The following is a 19,653-nucleotide window of genomic DNA, read 5'->3' on the forward strand; positions in this document are numbered from 1 at the left end:
ACCGAGGGCCAGAGGAGAAGAGCCGCCATGAGCACCGCCGCACCCGAGCGCATGCCCGCCCTCTACCTGTCGCACGGCGCGCCGCCGCTCGCCGACGACCCGGTCTGGCCCAAGGAGCTGGCCGCCTGGTCCGCCGACCTGCCGCGTCCCAAGGCGATCCTGATGGTCTCCGCGCACTGGGAGGAGGCGCCGCTCGCGCTGGGCGCCGTCACCACCGTGCCGCTGGTCTACGACTTCTGGGGCTTCCCCGAGCACTACTACCGCGTCCAGTACGCCGCCCCCGGCGCACCGGAGCTCGCCGAGCGCGTGCGCAAGCTGCTGCGCGCCCCCGGCACGCCGGTCCAGGACATCCCCGACCGCGGCCTCGACCACGGCGCCTACGTCCCCCTGGTGGAGATGTTCCCGGAGGCGGACGTCCCCGTCCTCCAGGTGTCCATGCCGACGCTGGACCCGCAGCGGCTGCTGGAGATCGGCCGCCGGCTCGCCCCGCTGCGCGACGAGGGCGTGCTGATCGTCGGCAGCGGCTTCTTCACCCACAACCTGCGGGCGCTCAGCCGCGACGGCCGGGTCACCTCGGTGATGGCCGAGTTCGACGACTGGGGCCGGCGCGCCCTGGCGGCCCAGGACCTCGACGCGCTGCTCGACTTCGAGCAGAAGGCCCCGGCCGGCCGGCTCGCCCACCCGCGCACCGAGCACTTCGCCCCGCTGTTCGTCACGCTCGGCGCGGCGGAGCACGAGCTGGGCAGCCAGCGCACGGTGATCGACGGCTTCTGGATGGGTCTGGCGAAGCGCTCGATCCAGGTCGGCTGACGGCTCCGGCGACCGCTCAGAGCGCGCAGCAGGTGAAGCGTTCGCCGATGTGCTCGGGCTGCTCGATCTCGTCGACCAGCGCCACCGCGTAGTCCGGCACCGAGATCCGGCTCTCCCCCTCGGCGTCGGTGAGCAGCTGCTCCAGCCCGGTGCGGTAGCGGCCGGTGCGCGTCCCCGGGCCGATGTGGGCGGCCGGGCTGAGCACCGTCCAGCGCACATCGGTGACCGTCCGGTAGTACGCCAGGGCGTCGCCGTGGGCGTGCATGATCTGCAGCACCGCCTCCGGCAGGCCCGGGGTGTCCCAGACCTTGGTGCCGGGCGCGGTCTCCAGGCTGCCCGCGCCGCCGACCGCGAGCAGCCGGGGCGCCTCGCCGCCGAGCCGGCGCAGCCCCTCGACCAGCGCCCGGGCGGCCGGTTCGATCAGCGCCCGGTGGCCGGGGCCGTCGCCGCCGCCGACCGCGCTCACCAGGGCGTCCTGCCCGGTGGCGACCCGGGCCACGTCCGCCGGGTCCAGCACGTCCCCGGCCTCGACGGCCACCTCCCCCGGGCAGCGCGCGGCGTCGAAGCGGGACGGGGTGCGGACGACCGCCGTCACCCGGTGGCCGCGCGCGGCGGCCTCCGCGACGACGGCGCTGCCGATGGTGCCGTTGGCGCCGAACACGGCGATGCTGGCCATGGGGTACCTGCCTGTTCTCCGGGGTCCGGGGGGGGGAGGGGCCGGGTGGGGATCCGGAGCCAGCAGTAGCACCCGGGGCGGGCGGGACCCTGGCGGACACGCGGGGGCGGATGGGACGGTGGGCCGATGACTGATCGTCCGATGAACGGTGATGACGTCCGGGCCGCGCTCGGGGAGCTGACGGCCGTCCTGGGCCCCGCGGCCGAGGCCGCCGGCGCCCGCTGGGACGCGCCCGCCGGCCCGTTGGAGTGGAGCTGCCGGGAGACCGCCGCCCATGTCGCGCACGACCTGCTCGCCTACGCCGGTCAGCTCGCCGCCCGGCCCGGGGACCGCTATCTGCCGCTGGACCTGACCGTGCGTCCGGAGGCCGGGCCGGCCGAGGTGCTCACCGTCGTGACGGCCTGCGCGCACCTGCTGGCCACCGCCCTGGACGCGGCCCCGCCCGAGCTGCGGGCGTACCACTACGGGCCGTGCGACCCGGCCGGCTTCGCCGCGATGGGCGTCGCCGAGACCCTGCTGCACACCCATGACGTCACCCTCGGGCTGGGCCTGGAGTGGCGGCCCCCGCAGCGGCTCGCCGCGGCCGTGCTGGCCCGGCTCTTCCCCGACGCGCCCGCCGGCGACCCGGTGGACGTCCTGCTCTGGTGCACCGGCCGCGGAGAGCTCGACGGCCGCCCGCGCCGGACCTCGTGGGTCTGGCGGGCGGCCGTCGACTGATCAGGAGGTGGCGAGCCGCTCGGCGGCGCTGCGCTCGACGCAGAACTCGTTGCCGTCGAGGTCGAGGAGGGTCGCCCAGCCCTTGCCGTCCGGGGTGCGGTGGTCCTCGAACAGCGTCGCGCCCAGGGCGAGGAGGCGCTCCACCTCCTCGTCCCGGGTGCGGTCCTGCGGCTGGAGGTCCAGGTGGACGCGGTTCTTCACGGTCTTGCCCTCGGGCACCCGGATGAAGAGCAGCGAGACACCCGCCGAGACGACCAGCACCTCCTCGTCCCCCGGCTTGTCGTCCTCGCCCAGGGTGCCGTCCAGCGCCTTCACCCAGAACTGCGCCAGGGCGTAGGGGTCGGCGCAGTCGATCGTCACATGTCGCACAAGAGAAGCCATGACGGTCACTCTGACCTCGATCGCCGCCCCGGTCCAGTCGTTATCCGGCGGCCCCGGCGCTCCCGGCGGGCCGGCTGTGCCAGTGGCCGTCCAGCGGGTAGTGCGGCGGGGCGGCCGGGACGTACGCCTCGAAGGGGTAGCCGGCCTTCTCGGCGACCCGGCAGGACGCCGCGTTGTCCCCCTCGTGGAAGAGGTCCAGTCGGACCAGTCCGTCGGCGGCGAAGGTCTCCGACGCCCAGGCGGTGAGCGCCGCCAGCGCGCGCGGGGCCACCCCCCGGCCGCGCGCGGCGGCGGCCGTCCAGTAGCCCACCTCGGAGGCGGCACTGCCCGGGGCGCCGCGCTTGAGCACGACCTGGCCGACCAGCGCGCCCTGCTCCAGGACGGCGAAGGAGTACCGGCCGCCCTCCGCCCGGCCCCGGTCCTCGGCCGCCAGCCAGCGGGCGGCCCCGCCAGGGTCGGTCACCCGGTTGCGGACGTAGCGGCGCAGCACCGGGTCGCGGTGGATCTCGACGAGGGCGGGCCCGTCCTCCGGCCGGAAGGGCCGCAGCAGCAGCCCCTCGGCGCGCGGCACCCCGGCGGCGAGCGCGGTCGTCACCGCAGGCCCTCCCAGCCCCAGCGCGGGGTGGGCCCCGGCTCGCCGAGGTCGGTGCCGGCCGGGGAGGCGGAGACGTCCTCGGCGATCCTGGTGCCCCAGTCGAAGTACTCCAGGACGCGGGTCCGCAGCAGTTCGTCCTCGGGCAGCTCCTCGCGCACCACCCCGGTCATCAGCTCCATCCAGCGCAGCCGCTGCTCCTCGGTGATGGCGAGGCCGAGGTGGGCGCGGAGCAGCCCCTGGTGGCCGCCGAGGTCGGTGGTGAAGCGGTCCGGGCCGCCGAACACCTCGGCCAGCCAGACGGCGACGTGCTCGATGTGGGTGGGCGTGAACCGAGCGAAGACCGGCGCGAGCAGCGGATCGGCGAGTACGCCCTGGTAGAAGGAGTTGCTCAGCCGCCGCAGGGCGTCCAGTCCCCCGATCGCGTCGTACAGACTGCCGGAGCGGTGCTCGGTCATCGGTGTCTCTCCCCCGTGGGCGGATCTCCTGCCGCCCTTCCTAGCAGCGGAACCCCTCCCCCCGCCTCCCCGGGCCCCCCTGTTCGCCCCCGGCTCACCAACCGGAGCCACCCCCTCCACTCTCCGACCGGGCCTGCCGGGCCGCCGTCCGGCGGGGGCGGGGCCCGTCCGGGTGACACCCCCGATCGGGGGTGTGCAGGGGGCGGTGGGCGGAGGACAGTGGGCCCATGCAGATTCCACTCTCCGTGATGGACTTCCTCGACCGGGCCGAGCTGGTCTACGGCGACCGGGTCGGCATCGTCGACGAACCGGTGCAACCGGCCGAGCCGTGGGTTGATTTGACGTACCGTCGGATCGCGCAGCTGGCGCGGGCGCAGGCGGCCGGGCTGGACCGGCTCGGTGTCGGGCCGGGCGAGCGGGTCGCGATCGTGTCGCACAACTCGGCGCGGCTGCTGACCTCGCTGTTCGGCGTGAGCGGGCACGGCCGGGTGCTGGTGCCGGTGAACTTCCGGCTCAAGGCCGAGGAGGTGTCGTACATCGTCGAGCAGAGCGGCGCCTCGGTGCTGCTGGTCGACCCCGAGCTGGCCGATTCGCTGGCCGGGGTGGTCGCCAAGCACAAGTTCGTGATCGGCGCGGACAGCGACGCGCTGCTGTACGACTTCGGGAACGCGCCGCGCCGGTACGCGATCGACGAGAACGACACCGCGACCATCAACTACACCAGCGGAACCACCGCCCGCCCCAAGGGCGTTCAGCTCACCCACCGCAACGTCTGGCTGAACGCGACGCTGATGGCCCTGCACTTCGGGGCGAGCGACCGGGACGTCTACCTGCACACCCTGCCGATGTTCCACGCCAACGGCTGGGGCCTGCCGTTCTCGCTCACCGGGCTCGGCGCGCAGCACGTGGTGCTGCGGAAGGTGGACGGCGCCGAGATCCTGCGCCGGGTCGAGCGGCACGGGGTGACCTTCCTGTGCGGCGCGCCGGCGGTGGTGCAGATGGTGCTGGACGCGGCGGCCGAGTGGGACGGCCCGGTCCCCGGCCGGGACCGGGTGCGGATGGTGGTGGCCGGCGCCCCGCCGCCGACCTCGGTGGTGCAGCGGATGGAGTCCGAGCTCGGCTGGGAGTTCATGCAGATCTACGGCCTGACCGAGACCTCGCCGGTGGTGACGGTCAACCGCACCCGCGCCGAGTGGGACGAACTGCCCGCCGAGCGGCGGGCGGAGAAGCTGGTGCAGGCCGGCGCCCCGGCGATCGGCAACCAGGTGCGGGTGGACGAGCAGGGCGAGGTGCTGGTCCGCTCCAACGTCGTGCTGGACGGCTACTGGCAGCAGCCGGAGGCCACCGCGGAGGCGCTCCGGGACGGCTGGTTCCACACCGGTGACGGCGGCGTCCTGGAGGACGGCTACCTCACCATCTCGGACCGGAAGAAGGACGTCATCATCAGCGGCGGGGAGAACGTCTCCTCGATCGAGGTGGAGGACTGCCTCTACGACCACCCGGCGGTGGCCGAGGTCGCGGTGATCGGCGTGCCGGACGCCAGGTGGGGCGAGACGGTCAAGGCGCTGGTGGTGCTGAAGCCGGGCACGGAGCTCACCGAGGCGGAGCTCATCGCGCACTGCAAGCAGCGGCTGGCCGGCTACAAGTCGCCCACGTCGGTGGAGTTCCGGGACGCGCTGCCGCGCACGACCACCGGGAAGCTGCAGAAGTTCCGGCTCCGCGAGCCGTACTGGTCGGGGCGGGAGCGGAAGGTCAACTGACCGTAGCGGATCGGGGGTTCAGCCGAGCAGGCCGGACTCCCGGGCGGTGACGGCGAGTTCGGTGCGGTTGCGGACACCGAGCTTGTGCATGGCGCTCTTCAGGTAGCCGGTCACCGTGTTGCAGGTGAGGCCGAGCTGGGCGGCGATCTCCGGGTTGGTCCGGCCGGTCGCCGCCCAGCGGAGCACCTCGTGCTCGCGCCGGGTGAGCGGGGTCGGCGGGGGTCTTCGCACGGCGGTGGCGGACGCGGCCGGCGGGGTCGCCGGGGTCGCGCGCCAGGCGGCGGCTCCGGCGAGGGCCCGGGTGGCGGCCTCGGCCAGCCTGGTCACGGCGGCGATCCGGACGTCCCCGAACGGGACCACCGCGCGCAGCGAGGCGTACACCACGCCGTGCACCGTGCCGCCGTGCAGCAGCGGCACGGTCAGCATCGCGTAGAGGTCCTCGGCGATGACGGCGGCGTCGTAGTGGTGCGAGATGGTGGTGTCGGCGCGGTAGTCGGGCGCCCAGCTGGGCGCCCGTTCGGCCAGCGCCCGGCCGCCGAGCCCGTTGCCGGCCGGCACCGGGAGGTCGTGCAGCAGGTCCGCCCGGGTGCCGGCCCAGTGCCGCAGCACCATTCCCTCGCCCCGGGCCCCGGCCACCCCCGGCTCGGGCACGCCGACCAGGCCGACGTCGGCGCCGCAGTCGGCGACCACCCGGCGGGCGAGGTCGCCGAGCACGGCGTCGCGGACCAGCTCGGCGGCACGGGCGGCGAGGTCGTCCGGGGCCTCGGCGCCGCTCTTCGACGCGGTCGGGGCGGTCGTCATCGCGCGATTGTCACATGCGATTCCGGTGGTGGGGAGGGGTCGCGAGGGTGTTCGGCGTGCGTGTCGTGTGGAGTTGTGCGGAGTTCCGGGTGGGCGCGGTCGCGGCGGCGTAGGGTGCGGGCGCGAGGTTACCGACGGGTCACCACCACGGCCCATCGTGGCCCGCCGCGATTCCCGATGTTTCCAAGGTTTCCGACCGTTGCGAAAGGGAGATCCATGGCCGATCCAAAGGGTCCCGAGGGCTCGTCCGTGCTGGCCGACCTGCGGGCCGAGAGCGGGGTGCTGGACGGGCTCGTCGCCGGGCTGGCGCCGGACGACTGGGCGCTGGACACGCCCGCGCCCGGCTGGACGGTGGCGCACCAGATCGCCCACCTGGCCTGGACGGACGACTGGTCCGAGCTGGCCGCGCGCGATCCGGAGGCCTTCGTCGCGGAGTCCGGCCGGGTGTTCGGCGAGCTGGTGGCGGCCGGCGCCGACCCGGTGGAGGACGGCGCTGCGCGCGGGGCGACCGAGGAGCCGGCCGCGCTGCTGGCCCGCTGGCGGACCGGGCGGGAACGGCTCGCGGGCGCGCTCGCGGCGGTGCCGGCCGACGTCCGGCTGCCCTGGCTGGGCCCGCCGATGAAGGCCGCGTCGATGGCCACCGCGCGGCTGATGGAGACCTGGGCGCACGGCCAGGACGTGGCGGACGCGCTCGGCGTCCGCCGGGAGCCGACGGCGCGCCTGCGGCATGTCGCGCACCTGGGGGTGCGGACCATGGGCTTCGCGTTCACGGTGCACGGGCTGCCCGCCCCGCAGGCTCCGGTGCGGGTGGAGCTGACCGCGCCGGACGGCGGAGCGTGGAGCTGGGGGCCGACGGACGCGGCGGACCGGGTGACCGGCCCGGCCCTGGACTTCTGCCTGCTGGTCACCCGGCGCCGGCACCCGGACGACCTCGCGCTGACCGCCGTCGGCGAGGTGGCGACGGCCTGGCTGCCGATCGCCCAGGCCTTCGCGGGACCGCCCGGAGCGGGCCGGGAGGCGGGGTCGTCGCTTTAGCGGATGATGCGTCAAATACGCCGGATTTCCTGCCAAACCACACGTTCCGGCGATATACAGGGTTCGTCGGCGAATGATGGACTTCGGGCATGAAGCGAATCGACCAGCTGCGCACCGCCCTCGCCGGGGCCGCCGCCCTGCTCGCCGTCGGCGCTCTCACGGCCGCCCCCGCCCAGGCCGCGTTCGCCCAGGCCGCGTTCGCGCTGCCCGCCGCTCCGGCCGGGGCCGCCGCGCCGACGCAGGTCCGGGCGGGGACACCGGCCGCGCACCAGGTGGTCACCTTCTTCGAGGAGTACCGGCGGGCGGTGCTCGGCGAGAGCGGCGAGACCCCGCGCGCCGTCCGCGAGCGCTACCTCTCCCCGCACCTGAACTTCCGCCTCGACGCCTGGGCGCAGCAGCACGACGCCGATCCGGTGTTCCGCGCCCAGAACGTCCCGGTGGACTGGTCGGCCCAGCAGGTGAAGGACGAGCACGGCTTCGCCTCGGTCCGGCTCACCGAGTTCTGGGGCGGGGGCGGCGGCCAGGAGGTCTGGTACACCGTCCGCCTGAGCGATCTGCGGATCGTCGAACTGAACGACCGGCCCGCCTTCTGACCCCCATCGGGCGACCGGTCGGCCCAGGCCCCGGCGCGGCGCAGGCACCCCCCACGACTGCGCCGCGCCGGTCACTACTTGCCTCCGTCACGGAGCAGCAGCAGCCCCCGGTCCCGCTCCAGGGCGCCCGCCGTCCAGGCCGGGAGCAGCTCGCCGAGCAGCCACTCCACCTCCTCGGCCGCGTCCTCGTCGCCGCCCGGCAGGAGTTCGGTCTCCCGGTGGATCCGCTCGGGGTCGAAGCCCGCCAGTTCGGCGCGCACGCGGTCGAGTTCGGGGCCGGCCGCGAGGGAGGGGAAGGGCCAGGGGTCGTCGTCCGGCGCCGCGGAGTCCCGCCGGGGGAACGGAGGGAACGGCCAAGGGCGCGCCCAGAGGCCGGCCAGGGCCGGCAGCCCCCAGGCCTCGAAGGCGTCCGCCAGCTCGTGCCAGCCGCGGCCGGGCAGGACCGCCGCGCCGAGGGCGTCGCCGGCGCCGGGCAGCAGGAGTTCCAGCAGCCAGGTGTAGCCGCCGGGCCGGGAGGGGTCGAGCCGGCCCGTGGCGATCTCCCGCAAGGCGGGCTCCACCTCGGCGGCTTCGGTGGCCCGCAACAGCTGGTCGGCGGCCCTGAGCGGGCCGATGCGGTCGAGGGCTCCCCGGACGAAGGCCTCGTCGCCGGAACCGACCGTGCGCAGCAGGGCGTCGGCGTCGACCGCGAACGCCGAGAGGTATTGTTCGGACATCGCGCCATTATGGCGGTGACATCATCTCCCGTGGCGCACAGGGGTGTTACACGGCCGGCTTGGTCCAGGGGGCGACGCCCAGCCTTCCGGTGGTGCCGAGGTCGAGGTGGGCCGGGACGGTCAGCCGGGGGCGGCCGGGGATCGGGGCGATGTCGAGGAAGCGGCCGTCGTCGGGGCCCTTGTCGCCCGCGGTCACCGTGTTGCGCCAGACCAGCTGGGACTCGGCGTACTCCTGGGGCTGGAGGATCAGCGGCGCGGGGACGGCGTCGAAGTTCTCCAGGGTGGCGATGCCCGCCGAGCCGCGTTTCACGGTGACGGCGAGCGGGGCGCGTTCGGCGTCGAGGACCCGGACGGCGGGGTGGCCCTTGAGGCTGTAGGGGCGGGTGCCGCAGTTGGTCAGCCGGACCGTCATCACCCGCAGGCCCATCGCGGCGTTGGCCTCGCCCACGGTCAGCGCGACGCCCTCGGGGGAGCAGACCGGCACCGGGGCGGCGGAGGCGGAGGCGGAGGCGGACGGGGTGACGGGCGAGGCGGGCGTGACCGGGAGGGGCGTTCCGCCGATGGTGCGCGCCGGTCCGGGCGTTCCCCCGCCCGCCCCGGTCGCCGGGATGCTGCCGCACCCGGCCGCCGCCAGCGCCCCGGCCGCGAGCAGCAGCCCGGCCCGGAGGGGGCGCGCGGTGCGACGGGTGACGGTCTGCGGCGACGGCGTCGAGTCCATGGGGACGATCATGGCACGAAGCGGTCCCCGCACCCGTCACAGTCCGATCCGCAGCGGGGTGAGCCGGGTGGCGACCAGGTTGGTGGCGCCCCGGTCCCGTTCGACGTGCCCGTGCACCAGAAGTCCGGCCCGGTCGAGGGCGGTGCGGCGCTGGGACTCCCAGACCGGCCGGCTGCAGATCACATTGATCAGCCCGGTCTCGTCCTCCAGGCTGAGGAAGAGCACCCCGCCCGCCGTCGGCGGCCGCTGCCGGTGGGTGACCAGGCCGCCGACCACCACCGCCGTCCCCGCCGGTACGTCCGGGAGTTGGGCGGCCGAGAGCGCGCCGCCGCGCTCCAGGTGGGTGCGCAGGTGCTGGAGCGGGTGGCTGGTCGCGGACGTCCCGGTGGCCCAGAGGTCGGCGATGGTCTCCTCGACCGGGGTCATCGCGGGCAGGTCCGGCGCCTCGGTGCCGGGCGTGGTGCCCGGGATGAGGTCCGCCGAGACGCCCGCGAACGCGCCCGCCGCCCAGAGCGCCTGCCGCCGGCCGAGCCCGAAGCAGCCGAACGCGCCCGCCGCGGCCAGCGCCTCCAGTCCCGGTGCGGGCAGGCCGGTGCGGCGGGCGAAGTCCTCCAGGTCCGCGTACGGCTGCCCGGCCGCGATCGCCTCGGCCTGCGCGGCGCCGATGCCGCGCACGGTGTCCAGGCCCAGCCGGATCGCGGGCTGCGGCTTCCCGGCGGTGAGCGGCGGGGTGGGCGTCGGCCCCCGGTACGGCTCCAGGGTGGGCCCGGCGCCGCTGGCGTTGACGTCCACCCCGCGCACCCGCACGCCGTGCCGGCGGGCGTCCGAGATCAGGCTGAGCGGCGAGTAGAAACCCATCGGCTGGTTGGCCAGCAGGGCGCAGGTGAAGGCTGCCGGGTAGTGGTACTTGAGCCAGGCGCTGGCGTACACCAGGTAGGCGAAGCTGATCGCGTGGCTCTCCGGGAAGCCGTAGTTGGAGAAGGCCTCGATCTTGGTGTAGACGTCCTGCGCCACCTCCTCCGGGATGCCGCGCTCGGCCATGCCGCCGAGCAGCCGCTCGCGCAGCCGGGCGACCCGTTCGTGCGAGCGCTTGGCGCCCATCGCCTGGCGCAGCCGGTCCGCCTCGGCGGGGGTGAACCCGGCGCAGTCGATGGCGAGTTGCATCATCTGCTCCTGGAACAGCGGCACCCCGAGGGTCTTGCCGAGGGCGTTCTCCATCAGCGGGTGCGGGCAGCCGGCCGGCTCCACCCCGGCGCGGCGGCGCAGGTACGGGTGGACGGAGCCGCCCTGGATCGGGCCGGGACGGATCAGCGCGACCTCCACGACCAGGTCGTAGAAGTGGTCCGGCTTGAGCCGGGGCAGGGTGGCCATCTGGGCGCGCGACTCGACCTGGAAGACGCCGACGGTGTCGGCCCGCCGCAGCATCGCGTACACGCCCGCGTCGTCGTCCGGGATGGTCGCCAGGTCGTAGCGCTCGCCGTGGTGCCGGGCGACCAGGTCGCAGGTGTCGTGCAGCGCGGCGAGCATGCCGAGGCCGAGCAGGTCGATCTTGACCAGGCCGGCGCCGGCCACCGACTCCTTGTCCCACTGCAGCACCGAGCGCCCCGGCATCCGCGCCCACTCGGTCGGGCAGATCCCGGCGATCGGCTCCCGGGTGAGCACCATGCCGCCCGAGTGGATGCCCAGGTGGCGCGGCAGGCCGTGGAGCTGCCCGGCGAGCGCCAGCACATCGGCGGGGACGACGGCGTCCGCGCCGGGCGGCGAGCGGAAGTCGGCCTGCCGGCTGAACGCGTCCACCTGGCCCTGCGGGTAGCCGAGCACCCGGGCGGCGTCGCGCAGGGCCAGCCGGGGCCGGTAGGTGATCACATTGGCGACCTGGGCGGCGTGCTCGCGCCCGTAGCGGCGGTAGACGTACTGGATGACCTCCTCGCGGCGGCGGTTCTCGATGTCCAGGTCGATGTCCGGCGGCCCGTCGCGGGCGGTGGAGAGGAAGCGTTCGAAGAGCAGCTTGTAGTGCACCGGGTCGACGGCTGTGATCCCGAGCGCGAAGCAGACCGCCGAGTTGGCGGCCGAACCGCGCCCCTGGCACCAGATGGACTCCCGGCGGCAGAAGTCGACGATGTCGTGCACGATCAGGAAGTAGCCGGCCAGGTCCAGCGTCTCGATGACGTCCAGCTCGCGGGCGAGCTGGCGGCGGGCCGGGCCGTTGCCGGGTCCGAACCGGGCCGGGCCGCCCTCGGCGACCAGGTGGCGCAGGTGGCTGATCTCGGTGTGGCCGGGCGGGACGGGGTAGCCGGGCAGCTCCGGGTCCAGGGTGGCGAAGTCGAAGGCGCAGGCGCGGGCGAGGTCCACGGTGGCCTCGCGGACGCCGGGGAAGCGGGCCAGCCGGGCCGCCATCTCACGGCCGGAGCGCAGATGGGCGGTGCCGGCGGCCTGCGTCCAGCCGGCCGCCTCGGTGAGGGTGCGGCGGTCGTGCAGGGCGGCCAGGCTCTGGGCGAGCCGGCCCTCGGCGGGGCTCGCGTGGTGGGCGTTGGTGGAGGCCACGGTGGTCAGGCGCAGCCGGGCGGCGAGCGCGGCGAGGGCGTCGTTGCGCAGGTCGTCGCCGGGGAGCCACTGGTCGATCAGCTCGACGTGGACGTTCTCGCGGCCGAACGCCTCGGTGAGGGTGCGCAGTCGGTGCTCGGGGTCGGCCGGGCCGCTTCCGGCGGCGGCCAGCGCGGCGGGGACGCGGCCGAGCCGGCAGCCGGTGAGCACCGCCCAGTGGCCGCCGTGCGCGTCGGCGAGCTCCGCGAAGTCGTAGACCGGGTTCCCCTTGGCCCCGCCCGCGAGTTGGGCCGCGCCGATCACGGTGGAGAGCCGGCGGTAGCCCTCCGGGTCGCGGGCCAGCACCAGCAGGTGCTCGGCGCCGCCTTTCTCCTGACGGAGCGTCAATTCGGCGCCGAAGGCGGTGGACACGCCCGTGCCGCGGGCCGCCTCGGCGAGCCGGACCGCGCCGTAGAGGCCGTCGTGGTCGGTGAGCGCGAGGGCCTCGACGCCCAGCCGGGCGGCCTCGGCGACCAGCGCCTCGGGGTCGCTGGCGCCGTCGAGGAAGCTGAAGGCGGAGTGGACGTGCAGCTCGGCCCAGGCCGGTCCGGCGGGCCGCTCGACGGGCTCGTCCGGCCGGTCGCCGGTGTGCGGGCGCAGCGGGACGACCTCGCCGCCGCCGTCACCGCCGGACAGGCGCCGGTGCAGCTCGCTCCAGGGGAGGAAGGGATGACTGGTGAATCCCATCGGGGGTGGTGCCTTCGGTCTCTCGCTGGTTTCCTGCCCCCCTTCCTTGGACGGCCCGGCCGTCAGTCGTACCCGGCCTCCACGAACCAGGCACCCCCCTCCACCGTGAGCAGCAGCGCCCGCCCGTCCGCCACCGTCACCTGGAACCGGGCCCGGCGGCGGGCGCGTGCCTGGTCCCACCAGTACTCGACCGCCGGCCAGGGTCCGGTCCAGCCGTCCACCGCCAGTTCCCGCCCGCGCACCGCCACGGTGGCCGGCCGGGCCGACACCCCCGCCCGGCCGTCCACCGTCACCGGCCGCCCGTCGCCGTCCAGCACCGCCGCCGGCACCGGGACGCGGTGCACCACGGCCGGCCAGACGTCCCGCAGCCCGCCGATGCGCCCCGGCCAGGGCGCGTCGGCGGGCGCCGCCGGGTCGTACGGCTCGCCCCACGGCACCCGGACCACCTGGTCCTCCGGGCCCCGGCCGCCGGCCGGCTCGATCCGGCGCAGCCCGGCGTGCCCGAGCACCGCCTGCACCCGGGCCACCGCGCGTTCCACCCGGTCGTCCGCCACCGCCTGTCCCCAAAGGGCGAGTTGGCGCCCCTGGTCGGGGGTGAGGTCGTCCGGGACGAGGCGCAGCGCGGTGAACCCGCCCGGCTCGGGGGCGGGCGGGCCGTCGGCTTCGCCGCCGCGGTCGAACGTGCCGGCGCCCTGCCAGGCCTGGAGCTGCCAGCGGACGCGTTCGGCGAGCGCCGTCGCCGAGAGCCGGCCCTCGTGCCGCCAGAGCCGCGCGACGGTCCGGCCGTCGGCGCACTCCACCTCGACGGCGACCCGCTGGCAGGTCAGCCCCGCCCCGGCGAGCCGCTGGTGCAGCCGCTCGGCCAGGGTGCGGGCGACGAACACCAGCGGTTCGGCGAGCGGCTCGGGCGGGTCGAAGCGCTGCTCGACGGAGAGGTCCGGCCCCTCGGCACGCGGCACCAGCGGGCGCGGCTGCAGACCGCGGGCCAGCCGGTGGGCCACCGTGCCGGCCGGGCCGAAGCGGTCGGCCACCGACTCGGCGGGCAGCACGGCGAACGCCCCGACGGTGGGCAGGCCCAGCCGCTCCAGCAGTTCGGCCAGCCCGGCGTCGCCGAGCGCGGCCACCGGGTAGGGCGCGAGGAACTCCGCCGTCCGGCCGGCGGGGACCAGTACCCCGGCGCGGGCGGCGAGCACGGCGGCGAACAGGCCGTCGGCCACACCGACCCGGCCGAGCGGGGCCGACGGCGCGGCGGTGGGGGTCGCGGCCCCGGGGGCGGGGGCCGGCGGGTAGGCGGGCGGGCGGGCGAAGCCGCCCCGGGCGCCGTCCCGGGCGGCGGGGGCGGCGGCGAACAGCTCGTCCGTCCCGGCGGTCCGCCGACGGGCGGCGCGCTCTGCGTCGGCGCGCTCGGCGTCGGCGCGCTCGGCGTCGGCGGGGTGCAGCGGGACGACCTCGGCCAGGCCCGTCTCCCCGCGCCCGGCGCCGTCCCCGCGCCCGGCCTCGGCGCGGCTCCCGGCCGGCTCCGCGTCCGCCGGGTGCACCTGGGGGCCGGTGGCCGCGACTGCGACTGCGGCCGAGGCCGAGGCCGAGGCCGCCAGGGCGGCCGTGACCGCCCCCTGGACCTTCGCCGCCAGGGCCTCCTCCCCGCCGAAGTAGCGGGCCGGCCCCTTCACCGGGATCGCGCACAGCCCCGGGCGCAGCACCTCCACCCGGGGGGTGAACGCCTCCACCGCCGCCACCACCGGTTCGAACCGCCGGGTCTCCGCCTCCGGGTCGCGGTCGCGCAGCTCCAGCGCCGGGCAGAGCCGCTGGGCCAGCTTGAGCGGCTGCCCCTGCCGCACCCCGGCCGCCCGGGCCGCCGCCGAGCAGGCCAGCACCCGGCCGCCCTCGACCACCGCCACCGGGGCGTCGGCCTCCCGCGCGCCCTCCCCCGGGCGTTCGACGGCCGCCACCGGCCAGTCCGGACACCACACCACCAGCACCCGGGGGGTGACCGCGCCACCCGTCCCGGTGGACCCGGCAACCTCGCCACCGGTCATCTCACACCACCGCCATACGGTCGAGGCCCACTCCGGCCCCCGACACCGCGTCCTCCCCCACCACGTCCACGTCCACCGTCCCGGCGCCGACCGTCTCCTCCACGGTCCGCACCGCGCCGTGCGCGTCCGGCAGCCAGAGCCGGGCCGTCCGCCCGCGCCCCGCCGAGCCGCGCCCCTCGGCCACCACCTCCACCTGCCGCCCGGTGAGCTGCCCGTGGCCGTCCCCCAGCCCGAACCAGCGCCCGGAGCGCACGCCCAGCCGCAGTCCGGCCCCTGGCCACGGCCCGGCCACCAGCAGCACGCAGCCGCTGCGCCGCAGCACGGCGGCCAGCCGGGCGGCCAGGTTCGGCGGGACCGGGCCGTCCGGACGCAGCATGATCAGTTCGACGGCGCCGGCCAGGACGGACACCACCTCGGCCCAGTGCGGTCCGGGGTCGTCGGCCACCAGCAGCCGCCGCAGGTCGAGCCCGTACCCGGCGGCCGCGGCCAGTCCGAGGTCCGGCAGCCCGACCGCCGCGGCCCAGCCGCCGTCGGTCTCCCGCACACCGGCGGCCAGCGCCAGCAGCAGCCCGGCGTCCCCGCCCGCCACCGACACCGCGGCGCCCCGGCGCAGCCCGCCCTCCGGCAGCAGTCCGCGCAGCGCGGGCACCACCGGCAGCAGGCCCCGGCCGGGGGCAGCGGTCGACGCCACCGGTCGGAGCGCGGGCTTCCGCTCGACGGTGGATTCGAAAACAGATTCGAAAACGGGCACAACCCCAGGATCGAACATCCGTTCGTAAAGATTCAAGTCCGAATCGCCCGTCTTCGGCCCGTGACTCTCCGTGTCCGCCCGGGAAGGGGCGGACACGGGGTGCCGGACGACGCTCCTCGGCGTCGTCCGGCAGTGGGCGCGCGGCCGTGGACGGCCGGCCTACTTGGGCATCTCGTTCCAGAGCTGGTCGATGGTCTTGCCGGTGAGCTGCACCCAGATCTCGCCGGTGCCGTAGTCCCTGGTGTTCAGCAGGTACGGCAGGTCGGGCCGCCGGTAGGCCCTGGTGACGTAGTCGATCAGCCGGGCCATGGCGCCGTAGCCGTTGTCGTACCGCTCGCCCGGAGCGAGCGGGCGGACGGTGCCGGGCTGGAAGTTGTAGTAGCGCACCCAGTCCGCCAGCCCCTCCTCCACCCACCAGTGGCGGCCCGGGTGGCCGAAGAACGCCACGTGCGCGGCCTCGTGCAGCAGGAAGCCGGTGTCGTTCCGGTTGCCCCGGGCGTAGCCGATGTTGACGTGGATCTCGGGCACGGCGCCGGACCGCGCCTCGGCGGGGTACCTGGTGATCTGCGGGTCGAGGACGATCCGGAACCGGGGGGCGGGGGTCCACGCGCCCTTGATGACCAGGTTGGAGATCGTCGGGTAGTAGTCCGCGACGGTCTGCTTCTGCTGTTCCAGCCACGGGCCGAGGTCCGGGGCCTGCGAGTAGTCCAGGTCGATGACCGGGCGGCCGGGGGACGGCGGGGTGGTGCCGGTGCTCCGGTCGAGGTTCCAGTTCTGCGCCGGGTCGCCGGCGTTGCAGGCGGCCACCTTCGCGTTCAGGTCCGCGCCGCGGGTGAGGCAGAGGCCCGGGTCCGAGACGTTGCGCAGCAGCCAGCCCCGGCCGTCGCCCAGCGAGGTGTTGTGCAGGCTCCACCGCTGGTTGTCCGCGGCCACGTAGTTCCAGGCGCCGACGGTGTTCCGGCCCATGTCGCGGTCGATCGCGTTGTTGGTACCGGGCACCTTGACCGACCAGGTGCCGGCGCCCTCGTCCCTGATCGTCCACAGCTGCTGGGCCGACGCCTCGTTCCAGTCGCGGACCACCACGTTGGAGCCGTTGGCGCGGCTGTCCCACTGGAGGGCGCCGCCCGCCTTGCTGGAGACGCGGTACTCGGCTCCGCTCACCGGCAGCGGCAGGTCGGTCGCGCTCGCGGTCCCGGCCCCCAGGACCGTCCCGGACACCGCGGTCGCGGCGACCAGGACCGCGGCTGCGGCCGTACGGCGGCTGATCATCTCGGCTCCCCCTTCCGGCCGGCTCCCCGGTGGACCCGGCCTGATGCCATGTCATCTCCCTGCCGCACATAGGGTGTCTACGGTCCGTTGACGGGGGGGGTCGGACGCGTGCCCGAACAAGAGCGTTTCTGTGCCCACGTCAAGTCGGCGTTTATGTCCGACCGGCAGGATCTGCCGGTGCGACCGTGGGCCCTCCTGGCCCCGGCGGCGGTCGCGACGACGAAACGAGGTCGAGGAGAATCATGCGTGGCACCACGCTCGGTGACCGCTACCGGCTGGAGGAATGGCTCGGCGGCGGCTCGATGGGCGATGTCTGGCGCGCCCAGGACCAGGTGCTCGACCGCCGCGTGGCCGTCAAGGTCCTGAAACCCGCGCTGCTGGACGAGCAGGGCTTCGCGGAGCGGTTCCACGACGAGGCCCGGGTGATGGCCCGGCTGCAGCACCCCGGCATCGTCGGCGTGTACGACTTCGGCCCCGGCCGCGGCACCGACCACGTCCCCTCCTGGGGCGCGCCGCCGGAACCCGCCGCCCAGCCGGTCGCCTACCTGGTCATGGAGCTGATCGAGGGCGAGCCGCTGAGCACCGTGATGGAACGCCGGGGCCCGCTGACCGTCCCGGAGGCGCTCGGCCTGGCACTGGACGTGCTGGGGGCGCTCCAGGCCGCGCACGAGGCCGGCATCGTCCACCGGGACATCAAACCCGCCAATCTGATGGTGCGTGACGGCCATGTGGTCGTCACCGACTTCGGCATCGCCCGCCCCGGCTGCGACCCCCGGCTCACCGTGCCCGGGATGGTGCTCGGCACCGCCGCCTACCAGGCGCCCGAGCAGGCCTCCACCAACACCGTCACCGCCTCGGCGGACCTGTACGCGCTCGGGGTGGTGCTCTACGAGTGTCTGGCCGGGCGGCTGCCGTTCGAGGGTGAGACCGCCCTGGAGCTGATCCTCAAGCACCTGACCGACCCCGTGCCGCCGCTGCCGGCCGAGGTCCCGGACCCGGTCCGGGCCCTGGTCGAACGGGCTCTGGCGAAGGACCCGGCGCTGCGCTGGCCGGACGCCGCCGCGATGGCCGCGGCCGTCCTGGCGGCCCTGGCCGGTGAACCGGCCGAGGGCCTGGTCACCGGTCCTGCCTGGGCGGCGGTGGTCCGGTCGACCGGTGCGCTGGCGGCGCTCCGGGCCACCGGGTCGGCGGTGCGGCCGGTGGTGGCGGCGGAGGCCGCGGCCGGGGCGGAGGCCGGGGCGGAGGCCGGGGCCGCCATCCGGCCGGGCCGCGCGGCCCGGTGGCGGGCGGCGCTGTTCGGCACCCGGCGCCGCACCCTGCTGGTCACGGGCGCGGCCACGCTCTGCTGCGCCATCACCGCCACCGCGGCCGTCGTCCTGCACCGGCCCGGGAGTCCGGGCGACGTCCGGGCGGCCGAAGCGGCTTCCTCCGCCCAGTCGGGCCTGCCGCTGACGGCGCCCGTCGGGCTGCCCCCCGACCCGGGTGCGCCGTCCCCCTCCCCCACCGCGGCGGCCCAGTCCGGGACGCCCTCGCCGACCGCGCCGGCCGTACCGGGTGGTGCGCCACTGCCCGAGGCGGGAGCCGTGGGTGGCGCCACGGCGGGCGGCGGGACGGTGGGTGCCCCGTCGAACGCCCCCGCGAACCCCCCGGCCGTGCCCGCCCCCGGCGCGCCGGACGCACCCGCCGGTTCCTCGACCTCGGCGGACGCACCGGCCGCACCCTCGCCGTCGCCGCCCGGCCGGCCGTCGACGTCGAACGACCCCGTCTACCCGCCCGCCCCGCCGCCGAGTTCCCCGGCCTACCCCGCCAAGCCGCCGCAGACCACGCCCCCGCCCGCGTACACGCCCCCGCCGTCCTACACACCGCCGCCGTACACCGCGGGCCCGCCGTCTCCCCCGCCGCCCGGCACCGCCCCGACCGATCCGCCCATCAAGCCCCCGACCCAGCAGCCCGGCCCGCTGCCGGTGCTCGCCCGGTTGTCCAACGGCGGCGCCGTGCTGTACGGCCACACCGCCCCCGAGCAGGACGGCACCCCGGTGGTCACGTCCTACGACGACGGCGGCCCGGGCGGGATCTGGCAACTGACCCCGAACACTGGCGGCGGGTACTCCCTCGCCAACGGCGCCACCCAGTACTCCAAGGTCCTGGAACTGGAGGAGACCCGGTCCCAGACCCGGCTGTGGCAGCGCCCGGCGCCCCCGGCGCTGAACCAGATCTGGTCCTTCGTCCCGGTGTCCGGCGGCTACCTGGTGACCGTCGCCAAGGACTCGCAGCACTGCCTCACCGCCGCCGGCCCCGGCGTACCCGCCACCATGCGCACCTGCGAGGCTTCCGCCGACCAGCTCTGGACGGTCTCCGCGGCCTGACCGGCGGCCCGTTGCGGACCGAGAGCCGACCGGAACGGCCTCCACTCGACAGACGCGCCCGCCCCCGCCCAAGCCACCGACCGCCGCCGGCCGGTACCGGCAAGCAGGCAACACCCACACCCCGCCTCCGGCGCCAGCCGGAGGCGGGGTGCCAGGCGCCCGCACCCGCACACGGACAGGGCCCGGGCGTCCGCGCGCGCCGAGACCGCCGAGGCGGGTCGCGTCACCGAGCAGCGGCGCCAGGCGCTCGGCCGCTGACAAGCCGACCGGGCCGGGATGCCCGACGCCCCACCCCACATCCGCGTGAGCCGAGACCGGACCGTCGAGGCGGGCCAGCCGGCGGGGCATCGCCGAGCAGGGGCGCCAGGCGATCGGCCTCCGGTGAGCCGACCGAAGCCGGAGTCCCGGATGCCTCCGCCCAAGAGGCCCGCCGCCCGCGCGGGCCCTGCCCAACGCCTCAGGCCAGGAGCCAGAGAGCCAGAGCAACTCCCGACCGGGCGGCCACCGGCGAGTAGCACCACCGGCGTTCGGCCTCCAGCCGTCCAACCGGAGCCGGAATGCCAGGCACCTCCGCCCAACAGGCCCCGCCCACCGCACAGGCCGGGACCGCCGAGCCAAAGCATCACCACGCACACGGCCACCGGAGCACCTGCCGGAGGCGGCTTGCCGGGTGCCGCCGCCCGACAGGCCCGGCATCCGCCCGG

Annotated in this window: 17 protein-coding genes; 6 read left to right on the forward strand and 11 right to left on the reverse strand. The window is 76.0% G+C overall.

The window, feature by feature from the left end; genetic code table 11:
- Positions 1-27: 27 nt before the first annotated feature.
- Positions 28-810, forward strand: a complete 783-nt coding sequence (locus ABTX81_RS16960; protein ID WP_350545789.1) for a dioxygenase family protein — start codon at positions 28-30, stop codon at positions 808-810.
- 16 nt (positions 811-826) lie between these two features.
- On the opposite strand, the gene ABTX81_RS16965 is transcribed toward ABTX81_RS16960, so the two are convergent.
- Positions 827-1,486 (reverse strand): NAD(P)-dependent oxidoreductase, encoded by a 660-nt coding sequence (locus tag ABTX81_RS16965; RefSeq protein ID WP_350545791.1) that lies wholly within the window; start codon positions 1,484-1,486, stop codon positions 827-829.
- 126 nt (positions 1,487-1,612) lie between these two features.
- Here ABTX81_RS16965 and ABTX81_RS16970 point away from each other — a divergent pair, with 126 nt between their 5' ends.
- Positions 1,613-2,203 (forward strand): maleylpyruvate isomerase N-terminal domain-containing protein, encoded by a 591-nt coding sequence (locus ABTX81_RS16970; RefSeq protein ID WP_350545793.1) that lies wholly within the window; start codon positions 1,613-1,615, stop codon positions 2,201-2,203.
- On the opposite strand, the gene ABTX81_RS16975 is transcribed toward ABTX81_RS16970, so the two are convergent.
- From ABTX81_RS16975 to ABTX81_RS16985, 3 genes are read right to left on the reverse strand one after another with little or no spacing between them, the layout of a single operon-like run.
- Positions 2,204-2,584, reverse strand: coding sequence for a VOC family protein (locus tag ABTX81_RS16975; RefSeq protein WP_350545795.1), 381 nt, complete (start codon positions 2,582-2,584; stop codon positions 2,204-2,206).
- A gap of 40 nt (positions 2,585-2,624) precedes the next feature.
- A complete protein-coding gene (locus ABTX81_RS16980; protein ID WP_350545798.1) occupies positions 2,625-3,179 on the reverse strand; it encodes a GNAT family N-acetyltransferase in 555 nt (184 codons plus the stop codon).
- Positions 3,176-3,634, reverse strand: a complete 459-nt coding sequence (locus ABTX81_RS16985; protein WP_350545801.1) for a group II truncated hemoglobin — start codon at positions 3,632-3,634, stop codon at positions 3,176-3,178. The genes ABTX81_RS16980 and ABTX81_RS16985 overlap by 4 nt, the downstream gene beginning before the upstream one ends.
- 227 nt (positions 3,635-3,861) lie before the next feature.
- On the opposite strand from ABTX81_RS16985, the gene ABTX81_RS16990 reads away from it, so the two are divergent.
- Complete coding sequence (locus ABTX81_RS16990; protein WP_350545804.1) at positions 3,862-5,394, forward strand: AMP-binding protein; 1,533 nt, start codon at positions 3,862-3,864, stop codon at positions 5,392-5,394.
- Positions 5,395-5,412: 18 nt separating this feature from the next.
- Here the strand turns inward: ABTX81_RS16990 and ABTX81_RS16995 are convergent, their stop codons facing one another.
- Positions 5,413-6,195, reverse strand: a complete 783-nt coding sequence (locus tag ABTX81_RS16995) for a helix-turn-helix transcriptional regulator (RefSeq protein ID WP_350545807.1) — start codon at positions 6,193-6,195, stop codon at positions 5,413-5,415.
- A gap of 216 nt (positions 6,196-6,411) precedes the next feature.
- Here ABTX81_RS16995 and ABTX81_RS17000 point away from each other — a divergent pair, with 216 nt between their 5' ends.
- Complete coding sequence (locus ABTX81_RS17000) at positions 6,412-7,230, forward strand: TIGR03084 family metal-binding protein (protein ID WP_350545809.1); 819 nt, start codon at positions 6,412-6,414, stop codon at positions 7,228-7,230.
- Positions 7,231-7,319: 89 nt separating this feature from the next.
- Positions 7,320-7,823, forward strand: a complete 504-nt coding sequence (locus ABTX81_RS17005) for a hypothetical protein (RefSeq protein WP_350545811.1) — start codon at positions 7,320-7,322, stop codon at positions 7,821-7,823.
- A 74-nt stretch (positions 7,824-7,897) separates the two neighbouring features.
- Here the strand turns inward: ABTX81_RS17005 and ABTX81_RS17010 are convergent, their stop codons facing one another.
- From ABTX81_RS17010 to ABTX81_RS17035, 6 genes are all read right to left on the reverse strand, one after another.
- On the reverse strand, positions 7,898-8,539 hold the full coding sequence (locus tag ABTX81_RS17010; protein WP_350545814.1) for a DUF7691 family protein: 642 nt from the start codon (positions 8,537-8,539) through the stop codon (positions 7,898-7,900).
- A gap of 46 nt (positions 8,540-8,585) precedes the next feature.
- Positions 8,586-9,257, reverse strand: coding sequence for a DUF4232 domain-containing protein (locus ABTX81_RS17015; RefSeq protein WP_350545816.1), 672 nt, complete (start codon positions 9,255-9,257; stop codon positions 8,586-8,588).
- Positions 9,258-9,293: 36 nt separating this feature from the next.
- Complete coding sequence (locus ABTX81_RS17020) at positions 9,294-12,527, reverse strand: error-prone DNA polymerase (RefSeq protein WP_350545819.1); 3,234 nt, start codon at positions 12,525-12,527, stop codon at positions 9,294-9,296.
- 62 nt (positions 12,528-12,589) lie between these two features.
- Complete coding sequence (locus ABTX81_RS17025) at positions 12,590-14,563, reverse strand: Y-family DNA polymerase (protein WP_350545823.1); 1,974 nt, start codon at positions 14,561-14,563, stop codon at positions 12,590-12,592.
- A gap of 1 nt (position 14,564) precedes the next feature.
- Positions 14,565-15,254: a DnaE2-dependent mutagenesis accessory factor ImuA' gene (gene imuA' / locus ABTX81_RS17030; protein WP_350545826.1), complete on the reverse strand. Its 690-nt coding sequence runs from the start codon at positions 15,252-15,254 to the stop codon at positions 14,565-14,567.
- 219 nt (positions 15,255-15,473) lie between these two features.
- The gene (locus ABTX81_RS17035; RefSeq protein ID WP_350545831.1) at positions 15,474-16,583 is read right to left on the reverse strand and encodes a basic secretory protein-like protein; all 1,110 of its coding nucleotides are present in this window, start codon (positions 16,581-16,583) and stop codon (positions 15,474-15,476) included.
- Between the two features lie 242 nt (positions 16,584-16,825).
- Here ABTX81_RS17035 and ABTX81_RS17040 point away from each other — a divergent pair, with 242 nt between their 5' ends.
- On the forward strand, positions 16,826-18,949 hold the full coding sequence (locus ABTX81_RS17040; protein ID WP_350545835.1) for a serine/threonine protein kinase: 2,124 nt from the start codon (positions 16,826-16,828) through the stop codon (positions 18,947-18,949).
- Positions 18,950-19,653 lie beyond the last annotated feature (704 nt).

This window comes from Kitasatospora sp. NPDC097605 (genome assembly GCF_040302725.1).
GTDB lineage: Bacteria > Actinomycetota > Actinomycetes > Streptomycetales > Streptomycetaceae > Kitasatospora.

What these genes read in the sequence shown, in the direction of transcription:
- ABTX81_RS16960 (WP_350545789.1), top strand. Translation starts at nt 28, where the DNA reads ATGAGCACCGCCGCACCCGAGCGCATGCCCGCCCTCTACCTGTCGCAC.
- ABTX81_RS16965 (WP_350545791.1), bottom strand. Translation starts at nt 1,486, where the DNA reads ATGGCCAGCATCGCCGTGTTCGGCGCCAACGGCACCATCGGCAGCGCC.
- ABTX81_RS16970 (WP_350545793.1), top strand. Translation starts at nt 1,613, where the DNA reads ATGACTGATCGTCCGATGAACGGTGATGACGTCCGGGCCGCGCTCGGG.
- ABTX81_RS16975 (WP_350545795.1), bottom strand. Translation starts at nt 2,584, where the DNA reads ATGGCTTCTCTTGTGCGACATGTGACGATCGACTGCGCCGACCCCTAC.
- ABTX81_RS16985 (WP_350545801.1), bottom strand. Translation starts at nt 3,634, where the DNA reads ATGACCGAGCACCGCTCCGGCAGTCTGTACGACGCGATCGGGGGACTG.
- ABTX81_RS16990 (WP_350545804.1), top strand. Translation starts at nt 3,862, where the DNA reads ATGCAGATTCCACTCTCCGTGATGGACTTCCTCGACCGGGCCGAGCTG.
- ABTX81_RS16995 (WP_350545807.1), bottom strand. Translation starts at nt 6,195, where the DNA reads ATGACGACCGCCCCGACCGCGTCGAAGAGCGGCGCCGAGGCCCCGGAC.
- ABTX81_RS17000 (WP_350545809.1), top strand. Translation starts at nt 6,412, where the DNA reads ATGGCCGATCCAAAGGGTCCCGAGGGCTCGTCCGTGCTGGCCGACCTG.
- ABTX81_RS17005 (WP_350545811.1), top strand. Translation starts at nt 7,320, where the DNA reads ATGAAGCGAATCGACCAGCTGCGCACCGCCCTCGCCGGGGCCGCCGCC.
- ABTX81_RS17010 (WP_350545814.1), bottom strand. Translation starts at nt 8,539, where the DNA reads ATGTCCGAACAATACCTCTCGGCGTTCGCGGTCGACGCCGACGCCCTG.
- ABTX81_RS17015 (WP_350545816.1), bottom strand. Translation starts at nt 9,257, where the DNA reads ATGGACTCGACGCCGTCGCCGCAGACCGTCACCCGTCGCACCGCGCGC.
- ABTX81_RS17020 (WP_350545819.1), bottom strand. Translation starts at nt 12,527, where the DNA reads ATGGGATTCACCAGTCATCCCTTCCTCCCCTGGAGCGAGCTGCACCGG.
- ABTX81_RS17025 (WP_350545823.1), bottom strand. Translation starts at nt 14,563, where the DNA reads ATGACCGGTGGCGAGGTTGCCGGGTCCACCGGGACGGGTGGCGCGGTC.
- ABTX81_RS17035 (WP_350545831.1), bottom strand. Translation starts at nt 16,583, where the DNA reads ATGATCAGCCGCCGTACGGCCGCAGCCGCGGTCCTGGTCGCCGCGACC.
- ABTX81_RS17040 (WP_350545835.1), top strand. Translation starts at nt 16,826, where the DNA reads ATGCGTGGCACCACGCTCGGTGACCGCTACCGGCTGGAGGAATGGCTC.